Source organism: Streptomyces sp. JLBJ103 (assembly GCF_058215575.1).
On sequence record NZ_CM177089.1, the window covers coordinates 815,391 to 835,488 of the forward strand.

Annotated in this window: 14 protein-coding genes; 1 reads left to right on the forward strand and 13 read right to left on the reverse strand. The window is 70.5% G+C overall.

The annotated features are described in order from the left end of the window. Positions 1–199 precede the first annotated feature (199 nt). Entirely contained in the window at positions 200–1,627 is a 1,428-nt protein-coding gene (locus AC4BEG_RS03335; protein ID WP_490701905.1) for an IS110 family RNA-guided transposase, read from the forward strand. 66 nt (positions 1,628–1,693) lie between these two features. On the opposite strand, the gene AC4BEG_RS03340 is transcribed toward AC4BEG_RS03335, so the two are convergent. The 13 genes from AC4BEG_RS03340 to AC4BEG_RS03400 all read right to left on the reverse strand — a co-directional run bounded on the left by AC4BEG_RS03340 (position 1,694) and on the right by AC4BEG_RS03400 (position 20,028). Continuing rightward, positions 1,694–2,455: an SDR family oxidoreductase gene (locus AC4BEG_RS03340; RefSeq protein ID WP_490704405.1), complete on the reverse strand. Its 762-nt coding sequence runs from the start codon at positions 2,453–2,455 to the stop codon at positions 1,694–1,696. Positions 2,456–2,472: 17 nt separating this feature from the next. After that, complete coding sequence (fabG, locus tag AC4BEG_RS03345; protein ID WP_490704406.1) at positions 2,473–3,234, reverse strand: 3-oxoacyl-ACP reductase FabG; 762 nt, start codon at positions 3,232–3,234, stop codon at positions 2,473–2,475. A 157-nt stretch (positions 3,235–3,391) separates the two neighbouring features. Next, positions 3,392–3,787, reverse strand: coding sequence for a DUF3037 domain-containing protein (locus AC4BEG_RS03350; RefSeq protein WP_490704407.1), 396 nt, complete (start codon positions 3,785–3,787; stop codon positions 3,392–3,394). Beyond that, positions 3,784–4,608 carry a HipA family kinase gene (locus AC4BEG_RS03355; protein ID WP_490704408.1) on the reverse strand — a complete coding sequence of 275 codons (825 nt, stop codon included), beginning with the start codon at positions 4,606–4,608 and terminating at the stop codon, positions 3,784–3,786. The genes AC4BEG_RS03350 and AC4BEG_RS03355 overlap by 4 nt, the downstream gene beginning before the upstream one ends. 145 nt (positions 4,609–4,753) lie before the next feature. Then, positions 4,754–5,605, reverse strand: a complete 852-nt coding sequence (locus tag AC4BEG_RS03360) for a metal ABC transporter permease (protein ID WP_490704409.1) — start codon at positions 5,603–5,605, stop codon at positions 4,754–4,756. Further along, positions 5,602–6,420, reverse strand: a complete 819-nt coding sequence (locus tag AC4BEG_RS03365) for a metal ABC transporter ATP-binding protein (protein WP_490704410.1) — start codon at positions 6,418–6,420, stop codon at positions 5,602–5,604. The genes AC4BEG_RS03360 and AC4BEG_RS03365 overlap by 4 nt, the downstream gene beginning before the upstream one ends. After that, positions 6,401–7,357 (reverse strand): metal ABC transporter substrate-binding protein, encoded by a 957-nt coding sequence (locus AC4BEG_RS03370; RefSeq protein ID WP_490704411.1) that lies wholly within the window; start codon positions 7,355–7,357, stop codon positions 6,401–6,403. The genes AC4BEG_RS03365 and AC4BEG_RS03370 overlap by 20 nt, the downstream gene beginning before the upstream one ends. A gap of 82 nt (positions 7,358–7,439) precedes the next feature. Beyond that, the gene (locus tag AC4BEG_RS03375; protein ID WP_490704412.1) at positions 7,440–8,213 is read right to left on the reverse strand and encodes a thioesterase II family protein; all 774 of its coding nucleotides are present in this window, start codon (positions 8,211–8,213) and stop codon (positions 7,440–7,442) included. Positions 8,214–8,257: 44 nt separating this feature from the next. Next, a complete protein-coding gene (locus AC4BEG_RS03380) occupies positions 8,258–9,856 on the reverse strand; it encodes a GMC family oxidoreductase (RefSeq protein ID WP_490704413.1) in 1,599 nt (532 codons plus the stop codon). After that, on the reverse strand, positions 9,853–14,403 hold the full coding sequence (locus AC4BEG_RS03385; RefSeq protein ID WP_490704414.1) for a non-ribosomal peptide synthetase: 4,551 nt from the start codon (positions 14,401–14,403) through the stop codon (positions 9,853–9,855). The genes AC4BEG_RS03380 and AC4BEG_RS03385 overlap by 4 nt, the downstream gene beginning before the upstream one ends. A gap of 20 nt (positions 14,404–14,423) precedes the next feature. Further along, positions 14,424–18,602: a non-ribosomal peptide synthetase gene (locus tag AC4BEG_RS03390; protein WP_490704415.1), complete on the reverse strand. Its 4,179-nt coding sequence runs from the start codon at positions 18,600–18,602 to the stop codon at positions 14,424–14,426. Between the two features lie 14 nt (positions 18,603–18,616). Continuing rightward, positions 18,617–19,525, reverse strand: coding sequence for a cytochrome P450 (locus tag AC4BEG_RS03395; protein WP_490704416.1), 909 nt, complete (start codon positions 19,523–19,525; stop codon positions 18,617–18,619). Continuing rightward, positions 19,522–20,028 (reverse strand): DinB family protein, encoded by a 507-nt coding sequence (locus tag AC4BEG_RS03400; RefSeq protein WP_490704417.1) that lies wholly within the window; start codon positions 20,026–20,028, stop codon positions 19,522–19,524. Before AC4BEG_RS03400 ends, AC4BEG_RS03395 begins: the two co-directional genes overlap by 4 nt. Positions 20,029–20,098: the final 70 nt, after the last annotated feature.

Consider the following 20,098-nt stretch of genomic DNA (forward strand, 5'->3'; position numbering starts at 1 on the left):
CGACTTCTCAACGTTGATCGACGGCTGGTTGAACCTCCCGACGCACGTGCGTCCCTGTTGGGAACTCGTGGCCGCGGCGAGCGCGGACCGCTGCTACCGAATGTCCGGTCAGCACAACCCTGCGGAACACGTGCCACGCGGGTCGTGGTGGAGGGGCTGGACAAGCGTCAGCCTGCCGCTGCACCAGACGGGAAGCCTGTTGAGACTGCACCTGGGAATCGATGTGGCCTGCCGGGCCTCGCACCGGGCCACCTGCACCGACGCCACCGGAGAGATCCAGTTCTCCGGACGGCGCTTCACGACCACGCCCGAAGACCTCGAACGGTTATGGGACGGACTGCCCGGCACCGACGACGTCGTCGTCATCATGGAGCCGACCCGCAACGCCTGGGCCCCACTGGCCGCGTGGTTCCAGCACCGCGGCGCCAAGGTCGTCCTGGTGCCACCGGAACAGTCGGCGGACCTGCGCGACTACTACTCCAAGCACACCAAGAACGACCGCCTCGACTCCCGGGTCCTGGCGCGGCTTCCGCTGCTGCACCCCGAAGGGCTGCGGGAGCTGTCGGACACAGGTCCCGCCAACGCACTGCGACGAGCCGTCCGCCGCCGCAGCACGCTGGTCGAACGCCGCACCGCCACCTTCTACCGGCTCGATGCCCTGCTGGAGCTGCTCGGACCCGCCTGGGCCGATGCCCTGGGCACCGGTGCCTACTCCAAAGCGGCTCTGGCCGTGCTGGCGAAGACCGGCGCCGACCCCCACGCCATCCGGCGGCTGGGCCGAAAACGACTGGCCGCCATGCTGATCCGGCACAGCCGCGGACAGTGGCGCGAGGAGCACGCCGAACAGATCGTCAACGCCGCCCAGCAGACCCTCAAGCTCTGGCCCGACGACGCCCTGGATTTCGCCGAACTCGCCGAGGACATCGCCGGCGAGGCCCATATGGCCGCTCACCTGAACACGCAGATCACCACCCTGGAGGACCGGATCGCCGTCCTCTACGAAGAAGCCGACCCAGGCCAGGTCATCGCCTCCGGGCCCGGCTTCGGCGTGACCACGGCCGCGGGCATCCTGGGCAGGCTCGGAGATCCGAACCGCTTCGCCAGCCTGGCCGGCATCCGCGCCTTCACCGGCCTGGTCCCCCGTGTCAGCCAGTCCGGACTGACCGGCCGCAACGGACCGCCCACCCGCCAAGGAGATCCCGGACTACGCGAGACCCTGTTCAAGGCCGCGGATATCGCCCGGCACGTCGATCCCACCCTGGCCGCCCGCTACCACGATCTCGTCGCCAACAAGGGCAAACACCACAACTCCGCCCTGTGCACACTGGCCGCCGCACTGATCACCCGCCTGGCCGCCTGCTGGCGCAACGGCACCCTCTACGAGCTCCGCGACACTGACGGCCGCGAGATCACCGAGGCCGAGGGACGACAGATCTGCGCGACCCGCTACAAGGTCGACAAGGCCGCCCGAGCGAAGGTCCACGTCCGACGCCGATCCCAGCAGCTGAAGAACCCAACGACGAGCCGGCGCGAGAAGGAGTCACGAAGTGCTCCGGCAACCGGCCCGTCGACAACCACCCTACGAACCAACCCTCAAGAACACCATGAGCTACTTGACGTCCGTTAGGAACTCAACACCTCATCCGGAGTGGGCTCGCGGCCGCCGCGCGGCGGCCGGGAGCCCACCGCGCGGTCAGCCCGCTCCGGCGTTGAGGTAGATCCCGCCATCCACCACCAGTGTCTGGCCGGTGATCCAGGCCGCCTGGTCGGAGACGAGGAAGGCGGCCGCGCCACCGATGTCCTCGGGCATCCCGAGCCGTCCCAACGGGTACTGGGCGGTGACCTGCTCCTCGCGCCCCTCGTAGAGCGCGGTGGCGAACTTGGTCTTGACCACGGCGGGGGCGATGGAGTTGACCCGCACCCCGGGCGCGAACTCATGGGCGAGCTGCACCGTGAGGTTGATCATGGCGGCCTTGCTCACCCCGTACGCCGCGACGAACGGCGAGGGTGAAAGACCGGCGACCGAGGCGATGTTGACGATCGCGCCGCCGTTCTCCCGCTGCCATGCCTTCCAGGTCTGCTGGGCGAAGCCGAGCGCCGAGACCACGTTGGTCTCGAAGACCTTGCGTATCACCCCGAGGTCGAGTTCGGCCAGCGGTGCGTAGACCGGGTTGGTCCCGGCGTTGTTGACGAGGTAGTCGATCCGGCCGAACGCCTCCATCGCACGCTCGACGGCCACCGCCTGGTGCGCCTCGTCATGGGCCTTTCCGGGGACGGCGATGACCCGGTCGGCGCCGAGCCGCTCCACCGCCTCCTTGAGCGAGTCCTCGTTGCGGCCGGTGATGCACACCCGGTCCCCGCGCGCCACCAGCGCCTCGGCGATGGCGTATCCGATACCGCGGCTGGCCCCGGTGACGAGTGCCGCCCGGCCGCTGTCCTTGATCTCTGCGGTCATGTGGTCCACGGCTCCCGTCAGTTGAGCGGGCCGCCGGCCACGTACATGACCTGGCCGGAGACGAATCCGGCGGCGTCACCGGTGAAGAAGGCGATCGCGTTGGCGATGTCCTCCGGGCGTCCGACCCGGGCCACCGGGATCTGGCTGGCGGCGGCCTTCTGGAAGTCCTCGAAGCCCATGCCGACGCGCTCGGCGGTGGCGGCGGTCATGTCGGTGGCGATGAAACCGGGCGCCACGGCGTTGGCGGTGACCCCGAACTTGCCGAGCTCGATGGCGAGGGTCTTGGTGAAGCCCTGGAGACCGGCCTTGGCGGCGGAGTAGTTGACCTGACCGCGGTTGCCGAGCGCCGAGCTGCTGGAGAGGTTGACGATCCGGCCGAACTCGGCGTCCACCATGTGCTTCTGGCAGGCCCGCGACATCAGGAACGCACCCCGCAGATGGACGTTCATGACCGTGTCCCAGTCGGTGTCGCTCATCTTGAACAGCAGGTTGTCGCGGAGCACCCCGGCGTTGTTGACCAGGATGGTCGGCGCGCCGAGCTCCTCGGCGACCCGCCCGACCGCCGACTCCACCTGCGCGGCGTCGGACACGTCGCAGCCCACGGCGATGGCCTTGCCGCCCGCCTCGGTGATCTGCGCCACGGTGCCCGCGCAGGACGCCTCGTCGAGGTCGAGCACGGCGACGGCGCGACCCTCCTCGGCCAGACGCACGGCGGTCGCCGCGCCGATGCCGCGGGCCGCGCCCGTCACGATGGCGACGCGCTGCTCGGTGGTGGACATGCGGGTTCTCCTCGCCTCGGTAGCGGCTCACCACCCCGTCCCGGCGGTGAGCAACCGCTTAGTCGCTTCAGCAGACGAGACGCTATGAGGACCGCCCCCGCCTGTCAACGACCCCCTCGGATGCGCTCGCTCATCTCCGGGCGGGCCGGTGCGCCGCTCAGCGCACCAGCAGCTCGAGCAGCCGGTCGGCCTCCGCCTCCGGGTCCGTCGTCAGACCGGTGTGCACCGGGCCCGGCTGGACGACCGTGGAGCGCGGGGCCACCAGCCAGCGGAACCGCCGTCCCGCGTCGTCGCCCGCCGCCTGCCCGGCCCGCTCTCCCCCGCTGCACACGCCCTCCACGGCGCCCAGCGCGGCCCGTACCCCCGGCACGTCCGCCGAAGGGTCGAGCGCCAGCAGCCGGGCCTCGTCCAGATGGATCCGCGCGGTGACGAAGGACCGCGCGCGGCAGTAGACGACCACCCCCGCGTTGATCAGCTCACCGCGCTCGACCCGGGGCACCACCCGCACCACCGCGTACTCGAAGACATCCCGGCCGTTGTGCAGCCCGCTCACGTGCCCGCCTTTCCGTCGACCCACACCCGCAGCCAGTGCGGGGCCCGGGAGGGCCCCGTCCCGGCGCGTTCGCCAACGGTGATCTTCTCGCCCACGGTCGCGGCGCGCTCCAGCAGCACCTCGACATAGGCGCGGCGCACCGCGGCGGGGCCGTCGAAACCGGGCTCGTCGACCAGCCATTCGTCGGGAATGTCGGCCACCACCTCGGTGAGCAGCTCCTCGGTGATCCGCGGGGCCAGCGCCTCGGCGGCCGCGGCGACATCCGGCGCGAAGGGGGCCAGGGCGTGCTCGGAGGCGTCGTAGGGCTTGGCCGCGGCCGCCTCGAGACCGCGCCAGCTGTGGTGCCAGATCATGGTGGCGCCGTGGTCGATGAGCCACAGCCTGCCGTGCCAGACCAGCAGGTTGGGGTTGCGCCAGGACCGGTCCACATTGCCGATGAGCGCGTCGAACCACACCACGTGGCCCGCCTCGGCCGGGCCCACCTCGAAGGCCAGCGGGTCGAAGCCGAGCGAACCGGGGAGGTAGTCCATGCCCAGATTGAGCCCGCCGCTGGCCTTGAGCAGCTCCTGCACCTCCTGGTCCGGTTCGCTCAGCCCGATCACCGGGTCCAGCTGGATCCGTACCAGGTCCGGGACGCGCAAGCCCAGACGGCGGCCCAGCTGACCGCAGACGACCTCGGCCACGAGGGTCTTGCGGCCCTGCCCCGCGCCGGTGAACTTCATGACATAGGTGCCGAGATCGTCGGCCTCGACGATGCCGGGGAGCGACCCGCCCTCACGCAAGGGCGTGACATAGCGGACGGCGGTGACTTCAGGAAGCATTTCCCCAGGCTACGTGCCTTCTTGGCCCTGCAATCCCCGACCGACCCCAGACGCGCACACCCCGGGGAACCGTCCATGAACAGCCCTGGGGAGAATCTGGGGGTCCTCCGCCGGGGAGCCCGCGGAGCCGTTGACCGACGGCTGTTCAGCCGGCTGTGACACGGCGCCGTCGTGCCCAGGCAGGACGGCCGGTGAACATGTAGACGAGGGTGAAGATGACCGCTCCGACCAGCACGATCATCGTCCCGCTGGGCACGTTGGCGTGGTAGCTGAGGTTCATGCCGCAGAATCCGGAGACCGCTCCGATGACGGCTGCCAGCGGCAGCATGTGCCCGAAGGTGGGGGCGATCATGCGAGCGATCACGGCGGGCACGACAAGGGTCGCGGCGACGAGGGTCACCCCGATCACGGTCAGGGTCGAGAGGATGGCCAGCGACAGGATGGACATCAGCAGCGCGTCGACACGGCCCACTCTGACCCCGGTCGCGGCGGCCACATCCGGGTCGAAGGTGGTGAACAGCAGGGCTCGGTAGCGGACCACCAGCACGATCGCGGTCAGCAGGGTGACACCGGCGACGATCCAGACGTCGACGGCGCGCACTCCGACGATCGATCCGAACAGCGCGGCGTCGAATGAGGGGCCCCGGCTGCCGAAGAAGGTCAGAAGGGCGACCCCGAGCGCGAAGGAGGCGGTGGTGACGACCCCGATGGCGGCGTCCGAACCGATCGAGCGGGCCCGCGCCACGCGGTTGATCAGCAGCGCGCTGACGAGGCCCCAGAGTCCCGCGCCGAGATAGTAGTTGAACTCGATGATCGACGCGGCGGCGAATCCTCCGAACACGGAGTGGGACAGGCCGTGTCCGATGTAGGACATGCCGCGCAGGGTGATGAACACGCCGGTCATGCCGCAGAGCGCACCGGCGACGGTGGCCACGATGCAGCCGTTGACGAAGAAGGCGTACTCGAACGGGTCGACGAGGGTGGACAGAGCGCTCACCGCGCCACCTCCTCGCCCGTTTCGAGTCGGCCCGCTCCGAGTGCCGGCGAGCCCTGATCGACGACGACGAGCATGCCCAGGTGCTCGAGCACGTCCATGCGCGCCCCGAAGGTACGCTCCAGTACGTCCGGGGTGATCACCTCGGCGGGAGAGCCGGTGGCGACCACCTCTCCGCGTAGACACACCACATGCGGCAGATGGTTGGCGATGCCGTTGAGGTCGTGCGTGGTGAGCAGGATCGCGAGCCCTTCCTGGTTGAGTGCGCCGAGCAGATGCAGGATGTCGTGCCGGGTGGCGACATCCAGGCCGCTCGTCGGCTCGTCCAGGAGCAGCAGTCGCGGTCGCTGGAGCAGCGCCCGTGCCAGGAACATGCGCTGTTGCTGGCCCCCGGAGAGTTCCCGGATCTTCCGGTCGCCCACGTGCGCGATGTCCAGCCGGTCCAGGACCTCGTCCACGTCGGCGCGCTCCGCGCGGGTCGGCCGGGGCAGGAACCGGGTCTGCCGCCTGGCGGCCAGCACGCACTCGCGGACGGTGATGGGGAAGTCCCAGTCGACGTTCACGAGCTGCGGGACATACCCCACGGTCAGGCCGGGGGCCCGTTCCACCCGGCCACGGGTGGGAGCCATGGTGTCCAGCAACAGGCGCAGCAGCGTGGTCTTGCCCGATCCGGACGGGCCCACCACACCGACGAACGAGTGCTCGGTCAGCGTCAGGTCGACACCGCGCAGCGCCTGGTGACGGTCGTAGCCCGCGTCGACGTCGCGCAGCCGTGCGAGCCGCCCGCCAGTGAGGGGCTCACTGGGCGTAGGAGGCATCAGTCACTCCCTCCTGATGGGTGTCGAGGGCTTTGAGGGACGGGGCCGAGCCGCCCAGCGCCTCGATGATGGTCACGTAGTCGAAGCGCATGAGACCGGCCCAGGAGTGTTCCGGATCGCCCGGCTTTCCCGGCAGGTCGTCGTCGCGGAGCACATCCACGTACCGGGCGCCGGTCGCCTTCCCGATCTGCTCCAGCACTTTCGACGGGAACACCTCGGACCCGAAGATCGCGGCGACCTTCTCCCGCTTGACCTGGTCGATCAGCCTGGCGATGTCCTTCGGCGGCGGATCCTCGAAGTTCCGCGGCTGCATCGCGCCGACGACACGCCAGCCGTAGGTACGGGCGAAATAGGCGTAGGCGTCGTGGTAGGTGAGCAGCTTCCGCTGGTCCTTCGGCAGCGACTTCTGATCGGCGCGCAGCGCGTCGGAGAGTGCGGTGGCCTTGCGTATGAAGGTGGCCGCGTTCTTGCGGTAGGCCCCCGCGTTGTCCGGATCCTTCTCGCCGAGCGCGTCGCGGACGCCCTCGGCGTACTTGATGGCGTGCGTGGGGTCTGTCCACAGATGGGGATTCGGTTTGCCGTCCTTCTTCGGGAAGGAGAAGTCGTAGATGTAGTCGGACTCGGGCAGGGCCTGGGTACCCAGCTCCACCACGCGGGTGCCGGAACGCTTGGTGCGCTCCGCCAGCTCCTTGGTGGGCTCTTCGAGGTGCAGTCCGTTCATGAAGATGAGGTCGGCCTTGCTCAGCGCCTTGCCGGCGGAGGGCGCCGGCTCGAAGGTGTGGCTGTTGGTGCCTTCCGGGACCAGCCCCGTCAACTCGATCCGGTCGCCGCCGACGCCGGCGACGATGCTGGTGAGCGGCGCGACCGTGGTCACCACGCGCAGCTTTCCGGAGGGGGAGGCTGAGGAATCGGTGGTGCAGGAGGCCGTTGTGGCCATCCCCACCAGCGTGAGGAGGGCGGTCGAGGCGGCGAGGGTAGGGCGGCGGCACGCACGGGAGCGACAGCCGACCGAGGAATCGTCAGAACATCGCATGGTGGTCTCCCAAGGTCCGGTCAGTGGCAGCCGCGGTCGGCCCGCCCAGCAGGTCGGCGGCCAGGACGGGCAGAAAGCGGTCCACGCTCTCGTGCGGGAAGAAATGGCTCCCGGTGAACAGGCGGACGGAGACCTCGGCGGTGGAGTGTTCACGCCAGGCGTGGAGGTCCTCCGGGCGGGCCGACGCGTCATCGGTGCCGCCGTACACCGAGATCGGGCAGTTCAGCGGGCGTTCCTGGCGGTGGCGATGGGTCTCGGCCACCGAGAAGTCGGCCCGCAGGGTGGGCAGCAGCGCGGCCAGTACGGCGTTGTTCCGCAGCAGTTCGGATGAGGTTCCGTTCAGCTCGCCCAGTCGCTCCACCAGGTCCGCGGCGGGGGCGTCGTGGACGGGACGTTCACGACGCGGCAGGTGGGGGGCCGGGGATGCGGCGACCAGCAGCCTGGCCGGTTCGGGGATGTCGAGGCGGCGCATGAGCCGGCAGGCTTCGAACGCGATACCGGCCCCCATGCTGTGGCCGAACCAGGCGTGCGGACGGTCCAGCAGGGGTTCGATGTCGCGTACGAGCGCGGACACCAGACGGTCCAGCCGGTCGTACGGTGCTTCGCGAAACCGTGTCTCCCGGCCGGGCAAGCGGATCGCGACCACCTCGATGTCGGGTCCGAGCAGGCCCGGCCAGCGCCGGAAGGTCGCGGCGCCCCCGCCCGCGTGGGGCAGGCAGAAGAGGCGCAGCGCGGCTTGCGGGGCTCGTCGCCGGCGCACGCACCACGGGGTCGGGCCGGTCGTCGGCGAGACGGCCGGGCGCGTCAGTCCATCCATCGGGCGACCCGTTCGGTGAGTGCGACGCAGGTCAGATTGGGCGGGGCGCTGGGGATGGACGGCATCACCGAGGCGTCGACGACGCGGAGGCCCTCCACCCCATGGACCCGGCAGTACTGGTCCACCACGGCCAGCGGAACACCGTCCGGCCCCATCCGGGCGGTGCCGACCGGATGCCAGGTCGGGGAGACGAAGCCGGTGACGGCGCGGCGCAGCACCTTCTCGTCCCGCACCATCCGGCCGGTCCACACGAACACCCGCTCCAGCAGACCGGCCAGCGGCGGGCAGGTCAGCACGGACCAGGCCGAGCGGACGCCGACCATGAGCCGTTCGACGTCCAAGGCATCGGAGGCCAGCCCCAGCACGATCTCGGGCGCGGTGTCGTGCGCCGCGTCACGGATCGTGACCGAGCCGCGGGAGGCGGGCCTGAGCAGCATCGCCGACACCCCCACGGCCAGCTCGGCGCCCAGCTTTCCCGCGATGAAGGGCATCTCGGCGGTCGGTACGTTGTCCACCAGGAAGAGCGCGAGGTCGGCGGCGTCTTCCGGGTGGTCGGCCCCGCCGGTTCCGCTGGACAGCCGCGCCATCACCTCGTGCCAGGTGTGCCCCGCCCGGCACACACCCGGCTTCGGCTGTGCCCACAGCACCACCGCGGCGTGATCGGTGAGGTTCTTCCCCACCCCCGGAAGGGCGACGCGCGGGCGGACACCGGCGGCGGACAGCAGCCGCGGATCGCCGATGCCCGAGCGCTGGAGGAGCGTGGGTGTGCCGACCGCTCCGGCGGACAGGGTCACCCGTCGCGCGGTCACCTGGTGCGTGCGGCCCGCCCGGTGCACTTGCACACCGGTCACCCGGTCGCCGCCGCCCCAGAGCAGCCCGACCACGGTGCTGTTCTCCCAGACGGTGAGGTTCGGCCGGGCGCGTGCGGCCGTCAGATGGCTGTCGGCCGTGGACACGCGCCGCTCTCCGAGCGCGTTGGCGGGCATGAGACCTGCTCCCGGCCCCTGGCCGGTGTTGAGGTCGTCGAGTGCGGGGAGGCCGAGCTGCCGGCAGGATCGCAGGAAGGCCGTACCGGCGGCGCCCAATGACTCGACCGACGGACGCCTGACCGGGACCGGACCATGCGCGCCGTGGTGTGAGTCCTTTCGGTCCTGGTCGGCCTCGACCGCGATGAAGTACGGCAGGACCTGCTCCCAGGCCCACTCCGGGTTTCCCTCGGCGGCCCAGCCGTCGAAGTCATGACGCAGACCGCGCAACGCGAGGGCGCCGTTGACCGCGGACGAACCGCCGAGCCCCTTGCCCAGGGGGTAGGGGAAGCTTCGCCCGCCGGCCGGGCCGAGCAGGGCGGTGTGGTCCCAGTTGTGTCCGCGGAGCACGGGCACGCCCGCCCGCGCGTGTCGGCCCGCCGCGCTGTCCGGGGCGGGGCCCACGCCGGCTTCGATGAGCAGGACCCTGCGGGCGCCGCGCTCGGAGAGCCGCGCGGCCAGGACCGCGCCCGCCGAACCCGCGCCGACGATGATGTCGTCCCAGCCGCCGGAGTCTTCGTACGCCACCGTGCCGGTCCCGGTGTCCGCCCGGCCGGTCACGGTGTCCTCCCCTCGGCCCGTGCGGTGAGGGCCGCCGCCAGTGACGCGACCGTCGGATTCTCGAAGAGGAGCCGCAGTTCGTCGTCGGCGTCATCGCCGAGCGGGTAGTCCTCGCGCAGCCGGGCGAGAACGTGTACCGCGTGCAGTGAATCACCGCCGAGTTCGAAGAAGTTGCTCTCGACACCGAACTCCTCGTTCCCCAGCACGTCCTGCCAGACGGCGAGCAGCGCGGATTCGGTGTCGTCGCGCGGCGCCACCCGGGACTCCTCGCTCTCCTCGTCCCAGGGGGTCGGCAGGGCGGACACATCCACCTTGCCGTTGGCGCTCAGCGGTATCCGGTCGATGAAGAGGTAGTGATGCGGAACCATGTAGTCCGGCAACAGTCCCGCCAGAGCGCCGCGCAGTTCCGCGGGGTCGGGCCGGGCGGCACCGACTGCGGACTCGGCGAGCAGCACGTGCTGGACCATCATGTCGGTGGCCGCGTCGGCCTCGGGGATCGCGGTGGCGCGTTCGAAGGACGCCGCCTTGAGCACCCCCCGCCACTCGTCGACGCGCAGCAGCGGCAGGTCGCGCCGTCCCTGGTGGTGCGAGAAGCCCTCGATGAAGCCGACCGTGACCATCTGGATCACCGAGTTCTCCGTGCCCTCGATGAGTACGAGCGCCCCGCCCGGCGCCAGCACCTGCCGGACATGGCCGAGGCAGGCGCCCAGGTCTGTGGCGTCGTGCAGCACGTTCGCGGCCACCACGATGTCGGCGGACCCTGGTTCGTACCCTTGCGGGGTGAAGTCACGGTCGATGTCGCAAACACCGTAGTCGACGAAGTCGTAGCCGGCGAAGGCATGCCGGGCGCGCTCGGTGAAAAAGGTCGACACATCGGTGAAGCGGTAGCGCACCCGTTCGGCGGGCAGACGAGGGAGAACCTGGGCCGTGGTTGCCCCGGTGCCGGCGCCGAGTTCAAGGATGCGTACCGGGCCGTCGCCGCGGTGGCACGCGACCCGCTCGGCCACCACCTCGGCGGCGATGCGGTTCTGGAGCGCGGAGACCGGGTTCTCGGCGTACAGCATGTCGGTGACATGCCGACTGCCGTCCGGCATCAGCAACTGGAGCGGATTGACCCTGCCTCGCAGCAGATCGACCTGATGCTCGGCGCAGTTCGCCAGATAGTCGGCGAACACCCGGCCGGGACCGGTCGCCCGGACGGTGCGCAGCACGGCCCGTACCCGGGTGTCGAGTGCGGTGGCGTCCAGGACGTCGGCGCAGCGATAGGCCCCGTGGCGGTCGGCCGGGCACAGCAGCCCATGGGCGGTGAGCGCGTCCAGCCAGTGGTGGATGAGCCCTTGGTACCCGGCTTTGGCCCCGGCGCGCTCGGCGATCTCCTCGGCCGTCGCGGTGTCGCCGGGACTGGTGAAGACGCCCAGCCGGGCGAGCGTCCGCGCCATGATCGGCACACATGCCTCTTCGAGGGCCTGCCAGGCGCCGCGGTAGTCGGCCAGCTCCTCCTCCAGATCGGCCAGGCCCTGTCGCAACGCCCCGTTCCCCGCCGCGAGGAGGGCGGGCCAGGCGTCGCCGACGAGGGACGCCTGGCTTCCCTGGACGGTCCGGTCGCCGGTGGGGACCACATGGGCGACGAGCTGGCGCCGCCCGGTGCCGGGGTTGATGTCCACGCTGACGATCGCCTTCTCCACGCCGGGCTGCTGGTTCAGCGCGGCGGCGATCTCGCCCAGTTCGATGCGGTAGCCGTTGAGCTTGACCTGGAAGTCCTCCCGGCCCAGGAACTCGATGTTGCCATCGGGCAGCCGGCGGCCCAGGTCTCCGGTCCGGTACAGCGTTTCGCCGGTCTCTCCGTGGTGGACGAACCGCTCGGCCGTACGTTCCGGATCGGCCCAGTAGCCTGTCGCCACACCGGTTCCGCCGATGTATATCTCGCCGACCGTCCAGACGGGGCACTCCCTCAAGTCCTGGTCGTAGACGTGCAGGGTCTGGTTGGCCAGCGGCTTGCCGTACGGAATACGGGTCCACGTGGCCGGCACCTCCCCGATGGGGAAGCACACCGACCAGATGGACGCCTCGGTGGCGCCGCCCAGGCCGACCACCTCGGCGCGGGGGTGCCTGGCGCGCACCGCGCCGGGCAGCGCCACGGGTATCCAGTCCCCGCTGAGCAGGACCAGGCGCAGGGGCGATACTGCGGGACGCTCCCCCGGCCGCGTGGCGTCCGTCCAGAGCTGCATCAGGGCGGGGACGGAGTTCCATACGGTGACACCGTGCCGTTCGGCCAGCTCCGACCAGTACGCCGGCTCCTGCGAACGGGACGCGGCGGGCATCACAACGGTGGCGCCGGCCGCGAGCGTGCCGAAGATGTCGTAGACCGAGAGGTCGAAGCTCAGGGCGGACAGGGCCAGTACACGGTCGGACGGGCCGATGCCAAAGCGCCGGTTGATGTCGTGCAGGGTGTTGAGCGCGCCCCGGTGGTCGATCATCACGCCCTTGGGCCTGCCGGTCGAGCCGGAGGTGAAGATGACATAGGCGAGGTCCTCCGGCGCCGGGGTGGTGGCGGGCGGCGTCGGGTCCGCCTCCGCCACCTCGGTATCGGAGAAGGTGACCACCCGGACGTCCTCCGGCCAGGACAACGTGTCCCGCAGCCCCGAAGTGGTGACCACGATCCGGACGCGTCCCGACTCCAGGAGCCGGTCGCGCCGCGCGTCGGGCCACTGCGGATCGATGGGCAGATAGGCGGCGCCGGAGGCCACCACGCCCAGCACGGCGGGAATCTGGTCCAGGCACTTCTCCAGGACCACCGCGACGAGATGCCCGGTGCGCGCACCGAGGGCGGTCAGCCGGTGGGCGAGCCGGTACGCCCGTTCGATGACCTCGCCGTAGGTGTACTGGGCGTCGTCGCACACCACGGCCACCGCGTCGGGCTGCCGGGCCGCCCGCTCCGCGACGACGCCGATGAGCGTGGAGTCCGGCAGGGCGGTGGCGGTGTCGTTGGCGCGGGCCCGTTCGACGAGCTGCCACGGTGGCGGCGAGATCAGCGGGGCGGCCGTGCGCCACGCGCGTTCGTCGCTGCTGAGCCGGTCCAGCAGGCCGCGGTAGACGACGAACATGTCGTCGAGCAGTCCGTCGGGGAACAGCGACTCCACCGCGTCCCAGTTGAAGACGAGCGAGCCCTGTTCCTCCATCACCTGATGGTCCAGCCAGACCTGCGGCGTCTGGCTGATCCCGTAGACGTATGTCCCGAAGAAGGACATCCCGTCCATCGTGTCGGCCTCGGTGGCGAAGCCCAGCGCACTGGTGAACACGATCGGCATCGCCCCGCCGGCGCCCCCGCCCGACCGCCGGGACCGCTCACGCAGTACCCGCACACCGCTGTAGGACAGATGCTCGAGATCGCGCATGAGCTGCTGCTGGAGCCGGTCCGCCCGCCGGGCGAACGGTTCCTGCCCGCCATGCACCTCCAGCAGGGTCAGCGAGGTGAAGTCGCCGATGACCTCGCTGATCCGTTCGGGCGCCGAGGGCCGGTTGAACAGGGTGAGGTTGAGGGTGAAGTCGGGCTGCTTGGACCACAGGCGCACCACGTCGGAGAAGGCCGTCAGGAGGACCGACGAAGGGGTCACCCCGTGCTCACGGGCCCTGCGCTTGAGGGCGTCCCACTGCACGCGAGGCAGGCTCGCCCGGCGCCGGACGAAGGCGGTGCGCTCCAGTTGGGAAGGCTGACGCGCCAGGGGCAGTTCGGGAGCGGCGGGCAGCGAGTCGAGCCGCCCGGTCCAGTACTCCTCGGCCGCCCGGTGGCGGGCCCCTCCCCGCTGGGACTCCTCCGCGAGGACGTGGTCGCGGTAGGTGATGTCCAGCGGTCCGGGGAGGTGGCTCTCATCCTCGTAGAACCGCTGCCAATCCCGGAAGAACACATCGATGCTGAAGGCGTCCAGGATCAGCAGGTCGAGGCTGACGTGCAGCCGCAGTCGCCGATCACGCCGCGTGGCCCGGATGTCGAACAGCGGCCACCGGTCCGGGGGCAGTACCTGGTGCCCCATCTCGGCGCGGACGGCGGCGATTTGGGCCTCGTACGCGTCGTGGGTCGCCCCGCTGTGATCGGCGCAGCGCAGCTCGTAGGCGGGCACCTCGGGCAGCACGCGCTGCCTGCCGTCCGGCTCGATCAGCGCGCGCAGCATGTCGTGCCGGTCGATCACCTTGCGCAGACTCCGTTCGAGGCGTGAGACGTCCAGCCCCTCGCGTTCGAGCTCGAAGTAGAAATGGGTGGCCACCCCTCCCAGCTCGAAGGCACGGTTGTGCCCGATCCAGTAGGCGTGCTGAATGTCGGTCAGTGCGAACGGCTCATGGCGCTCCTCGGGACGCGGCACGAGCCGGTACTCCCCCTGGCCCGTCTCCGTCCGGGACAGCAGCGCGATCAGCTCCTCGCGCCGCTCCCGCAGCTCCTCCCGCAGCCGCGGCGTGAGCGAGCCGGCCGGGGCGACCACGTCCAGCCGACCGTCCGTCAGCCGTAGCTTGATGCCGAGCCGGTGAAGCTCCATGACCAGGTCCTGCTCCATCGCGGATGTCCTCCCGAAGGTCAGTGGTGGGCCGGACAGCCCGTGATCACAGCGGCGACCGCGGCGACATGGCTGCCGGTGAGCAGCGTGTGGTGGGTGCCTTCGACCACGGTCGCGGTGACCTCGCCCCGGGTCAGAGCGCTCCATCCCCAGTCGGCCGCGTCCGCGTGCGGATGGCCGGCGAACTCGCTCACCCGGTCTCGCGCCGCCCGCACGACGGTGAGATCGGCATCGATCACGGGTGCGCGGTAGCCGTGGCAGGCGAGGATGATCCCCCGGAACACCGGCCAGCTCAGGGCCAGGACGGCCGGGTCGAGGACGGCGTCGGGGAGGTTCTGGCGCCGGGCGAGCGCCACCGCGCGGGCCAGCCGGTCACCGTCGGGCAGCGCGGCCAGCTCCCGTGTCTCGTCCGCGCTCACCATGGCCGGTTCGAATCCGACGGCCAGGTCCTCCAGGAACCAGAGCGTCATGGTCGTCTCGTCGGTGGCGCCGGGCTCGACCGGGGCCGGAGAGTCGATCACCACGACCCGTTCGACGTGCTCGCCGCGCCGCTCCAGCAGGTGCGCCATCTCGAAGGCGATCACCGAGCCGGAGGACCAGCCACCGATCCGGTACGGGCCGTGGGGCCGTGCCGCCAGCAGCGCTTCGGTGTAGAGGGCGGCCAGCTCCAACACTGACTCCAGGGGTTCGCGGCCGACGGCGGGACCGGGTGCCTGCAGGGCGTAGCAGGGGCCGTTGAGCCGATCGGCGAGCGAGCGGTAGCAGAGCACATTGCCGCCCGCGGGATGGACCAGGAACCAGGGCTCGCCCTCGCCCGTGTCCTGGAGAGTGACCAGCGGCGACCAGCCCTGGCCGGGCGCGTCCAGCAGTTCGGCGAGGGCCGCGATCGTCCGGCGCTCCAGCAGCGCCCCGAGCGGGATCTGCCGTCCCAGCCGCTGCTTCACCTGGCCGAGAACGCGCAACGCCGCGAAGGACTGGCCGCCGAGCTCGAAGAAGTCGTCGAACACCCCGACCGGACCGGTCTCCAGGATGGACGTCCAGATGTCGGTGAGCACTGTCTCGGTGGGGGTGCGGGGTGGTGTGTACGGACGCTTCTGGACATCCGGGGCGGGGCCCATGGCCTCCAGCGCCTTGCGGTCGACCTTGCCGTTACCGGTGAGCGGCAACCGGTCGAGCACGGTGACGAAGCTGGGGACCATATACCCGGGCAGCCGCTCGGAAAGGTGGTCCAGCAGTGTGCCGGGCTCGGGAGGCGGTGCGCCGTCCTCTCCGACCACGAAGGCGGCGAGTTGCTTGCCGGCGCCCGGCGTCCGGGCGACGACGGCGGCGTGCCGTACGTCCCGGTGTGTGCACAGCGCGTGCTCGATCTCGCCCGGTTCCACCCGGAACCCCTGGATCTTCACCTGGAAGTCCGCGCGTCCCAGGAACTCGATGTCCCCGCTGGGCAGGTAGCGTCCCAGGTCGCCGGTGCGGTAGAGCGTCCGGTTACCCGTATCGGTGACGAACGACGCCGCGGTCCGCTCCGGGTCGCCCAGGTAGCCCCGGGCGACGCCGGCGCCACCGATGTACAGCTCACCGGCGACCCAGTCGGGGGCGTCCCGGCCCACCGAGTCCCGTACTCGCCAGCTCTGGTTGGCCAGCGGTGTGCCGTAAGGGATGCTCACCCAGGAGGGGTCCTGCTCGTCGACCGGGTAGTGGATGGACCAGATGGACGCCTCTGTCGCTCCCCCGAGACTGATCACCCGGGCGTGGGGCGCCACCGCGCGGATCCGCGCGGGAAGCTGGACCGGAATCCAGTCACCGCTCAGCAGAACAGTGCGCAGGGCCGGGAAGCACACCCCGGCGGCCTCCGCGGCCTCCACGAACAGCTCCATGATCGCGGGCACCGAGTTCCATACCGTGACGCCCTGGCCGAGCACCGTGTCGATCCACTCCTCTGGGTCGGCCTGCCCGGTGGGCGGCAGCACGAGGGTGGCCCCGGCGGCTGCGGAGCCGAAGACGTCGTACACGGACAGGTCGAAGCAGAGGGACGACACACCGAAGACCACGTCGTCCGGACCGATGCCGAAGCGGCGGTTGATCTCGGTGATGGTGTTCATCGGGCCGCCGTGGTCCAGGATCGCGCCCTTCGGCCTGCCGCTGGAGCCGGAGGTGTAGATCACGTATGCCACGTCCGCCGGTTTCCCGGTACCGGGCAGCGCCGTCCTCGGCTGCCACGCCGCCTCCGGTCCGTCCACGGCGAGCACCGGGCAGACGGCGTCCGCGAACAGCCTCGTGCGCAGGTCACCGGTGGTCAGCACGGCCGTGGCACGGATCTCGTCGAGCAGATACCGGACGCGTTCGCGCGGCCAGCCGGGATCGATGGGTACGTAGGCGGCCGTCGCGGCAAGGGCGCCGTACACGGCGGTGATCTGTGCACCGCCCTTCGGAGCCGCCACGGCGACCATGTCCCCTCGGCGGACGCCATGGGCGCCGAGCATCTCGGCGAGCCGGCGGGCGCGCGCGTCCAGTTCGGCGTAGGTCAGCGAGGTGTCCGAGGCGATGACCGCCGGGCGGTCGCCCATGTCGGCGGCGCGTCGGGGCAGCGCGGAGTGCAGCAGGCCACCGGGCAGGTCCTGGGCGGTGCGATTGACGCGGGCGCGGCGCTTGCGCTGCTCGGCGGGGAGCAGATCGAAGGCGATACGGTCCCACGCCGCGTCCTCGTCCGCGAGCGTGGCGAGCAGGGCGCGGTACGCGTGGTGCATGGCATCGATCAGGCCGGCCGGGAACATCGCCTCCACCAGGTCCCACACCACCCACAGGCTGCCGTCGCTCTGCTGCCAGAACTGGTTGTCCAGCAGGACCTGAGGGGTTTCGAGGTGGCTGAAGACGGGACGGTCCATATGGCCCATGAACAGTCCGCTGCCGACCACGAAGGGGCAGACGGCCCGTCCCGGTGTGCGCCGGACCTGATTGAGGGTCTGGAGGACCTTCACCCCGCTCCAGTAGGTGTGTTCCATGTCCGCCATGACCCGCGACTGGAGCCGGCGACAGCGTTCCTTGAAGGTCTCTTCGTGCCGCCAGTCCACCTCCAGCGGGTAGAGCGAGGCGAAGTTGCCGACGACGTCGCCGATCTGCGGATGCAGCGGAAGACGGTGCGTCATCATGTTGTTCAGCAGGAAGTGCCGGGACCCACTCCAGTAGGCGACCACTTCGGCGTACGCGCCGTACACCGCGTTGGTCGGTGTCAGCCCGTGGAGGGCGGCCTTCTGCTTGAACCGGGCCCACCGCTCGGCGGGGAGAACGAACTCCCGGCGCTCCAGCCGGGCCCGCGTCCGGGGTTCGGCTCCCGCGACGAGCGGCAGTTCCGGGGCTGTCGGCCAGTCGGCCATCCGGTCGCACCAGTACGACCTGGACGCCTCGCCCAGGGGCGACTTCTCCAGCGCCGCCAGCGCCAGAACGCAGTCGCGGTAGCCCAACTCCAGTTCGGGCAGGACCTCGTGCGGATCGCGGTAGCACCGCAGGACGCTGTCGAGGAAACGGCCGGTACCCGGGCCGTCGCTGAAGAAGTTGTTGTTGTTGTAGTGCAAGCGGGCGCGGCCCTCGCCGTACAGGGTGATCCGCACGTCCATCCATGGCCACCGGTCGAGGGGAAGCTCCCGGGCCCGCATCTCGGCACGCACTCGCTCGATGCCGGCCTGCGCTTCCTCCTCACCGCACTTGCGCAGATCCTCGACCGGAACCCGGACGGGTGCCGGGTCGCGAACCGTCTCCAGCCGGAGGTCGTCGCGGACCACGACGATGCTCTTGCGCTGCCGGCGCAGCACACGGCGGAGTGCCTTCTCGAAGCGCACCGGGTCCAGTCCGTCGAAGTCCATCTCCATGTACTGATGCGGACGTACGTGGTACTCGAACTCCTCCCGGCCGCCGACGAGGAAGGACATCTGCAGGTCGGACGGCGGGAAGGGCTCGTGCAGGCCGGCCGTATCGGGCGTCAGCACCGGCAGCCCGGTGTCCTGCCGCGCGGCTTCGCGCTCCTGGACGAGCCACTCGATCAATTCCGGTTTCCGGCGCCTGATCTGTTCGCGCAGATCGTCGGAGAGCCTCCCTCGGGGGGCGGTCACCTCGATCTTTTCGTCGTCGAGCAGCTTGACCGTGACGCCGCTCTCGGCGAGCCGAACCAGCAGCGCGGCTCCATCCTTTTCTCGGGATGTGGTCACTTCCCAGAACTCCATCAGTCGAGGGCGACCGGCAGCGAGACGAAACCGCGGACATGCGGGGTGTTCCGGCGCTCGGCCTGGATCGGGGCGGCGTAGCGGAGCAGTTCCTCGATCGCACTCGCGGTCGGTGCGGGATCCGAGCGCAGCCCGGCGAGCTGGTCGGGGTGTTCCAGCAAGGCGTTGACCCCGTTGCCGATGAGATGGACGGTGGTCTCCAGCCCGGCGACGGTCAGCAGGATGCACATGTCCAGCAGTTCGTCACCGGTCAGCCGCTCGCCGTCCTCCTCGGCCCGCACCAGAGCGCTGATCAGATCCTCGCGCGGCTCGTCGCGACGGCGTCCGATGATCTCGGTGAGGTAGCCGGACATCTTGGTGTCCGCCCGCTGTCCGGCCTCGGCTCGGTCGGCCGAGACGGCGTGGGAGGCGGGATCGATCGCGGCGATCATTGTGGTCGCCCACTGGTGGAAGTTCTCCTGGTCCGCTGCGGGGATGCCGAGCAGTTCGGCGAGTACGGTCGCCGGCAGCGGCCCGGCGAGGTCGGTCATCAGATCGATCGTGCCGCGCTCGGCGGCGGCCGTCAGCAGGTCGTCCACCAGCTCCTCGATGCGTGGCCGCAGCTGTTGGACGACGCGTGGAGTGAAGGCGCGCTGGACGAGCCCGCGCAGCCGGGTGTGATGGGGCGGATCCATCGTGGACATGCCGACTCCGCGGTCGTAACCGGTCGGCGGCCGGTATCCGTCCCATCGGGTGCGATCGCTGGACACCTTTTCGTGACGGAGGACCGCGAGCGCCTCACCGTGCCCTGTGACCAGCCAGCGGTCGGCGCCTTCCCTCCAGAGCATGCGGTCGCGGGAGCGGAGCGTGTCGTACAGCGGATACGGGTCCGCGGGGATGTCGGCGAGCATCGTGTCCAGATCACTCATGTGGCACCCTGCCCCGTCCGTCCATCCGCCTGGAAGGAGACCGAGGTGCGCATGTGGGCGAGGTGGTCCGCCTGGTGGTCAATCATGAGGTCGACCACCTCGAAGAGGGACTTTCTGCCGTCGGTGATGCCGGGCGCGGCGGCCGGCTTGCTGTCGAGCTGCTTGTCGTCGAGGGTCCGCAGCAGGTCGACCACCCTGGCCAGGGAGTCGCGCAGTCCGTCGACAAGGTCCTGCCGGCCGCTGTGCTGATGCGTGTGCCCGTGGCCGTGGCCGTGGTCGTGGTGGTCATGTGCGGGAGCCGGGGTGTTCGTCGTGCCGGCGAGCCAGGCCAGCACCTGGGGCGCGCCCTCACCGAGGTGCGCCACGACCTCGCCGACTGTCGCGCCGCCCTCGTCCCCGCCGGAGGCCGACAGCTCGGTCTCCGTCAGTCCGGAGACGAACTCGATCAGCTCGGAGTTCATCTCCTCGAACTTGCTCACCAGTTCGTCGACTCGCGTGTTCACTGCGACACCTCGTCATCTCTTGGAATCGGATCGGGAAGAGACAGGCACAGGGGAGTGCCCGAGGACGTGT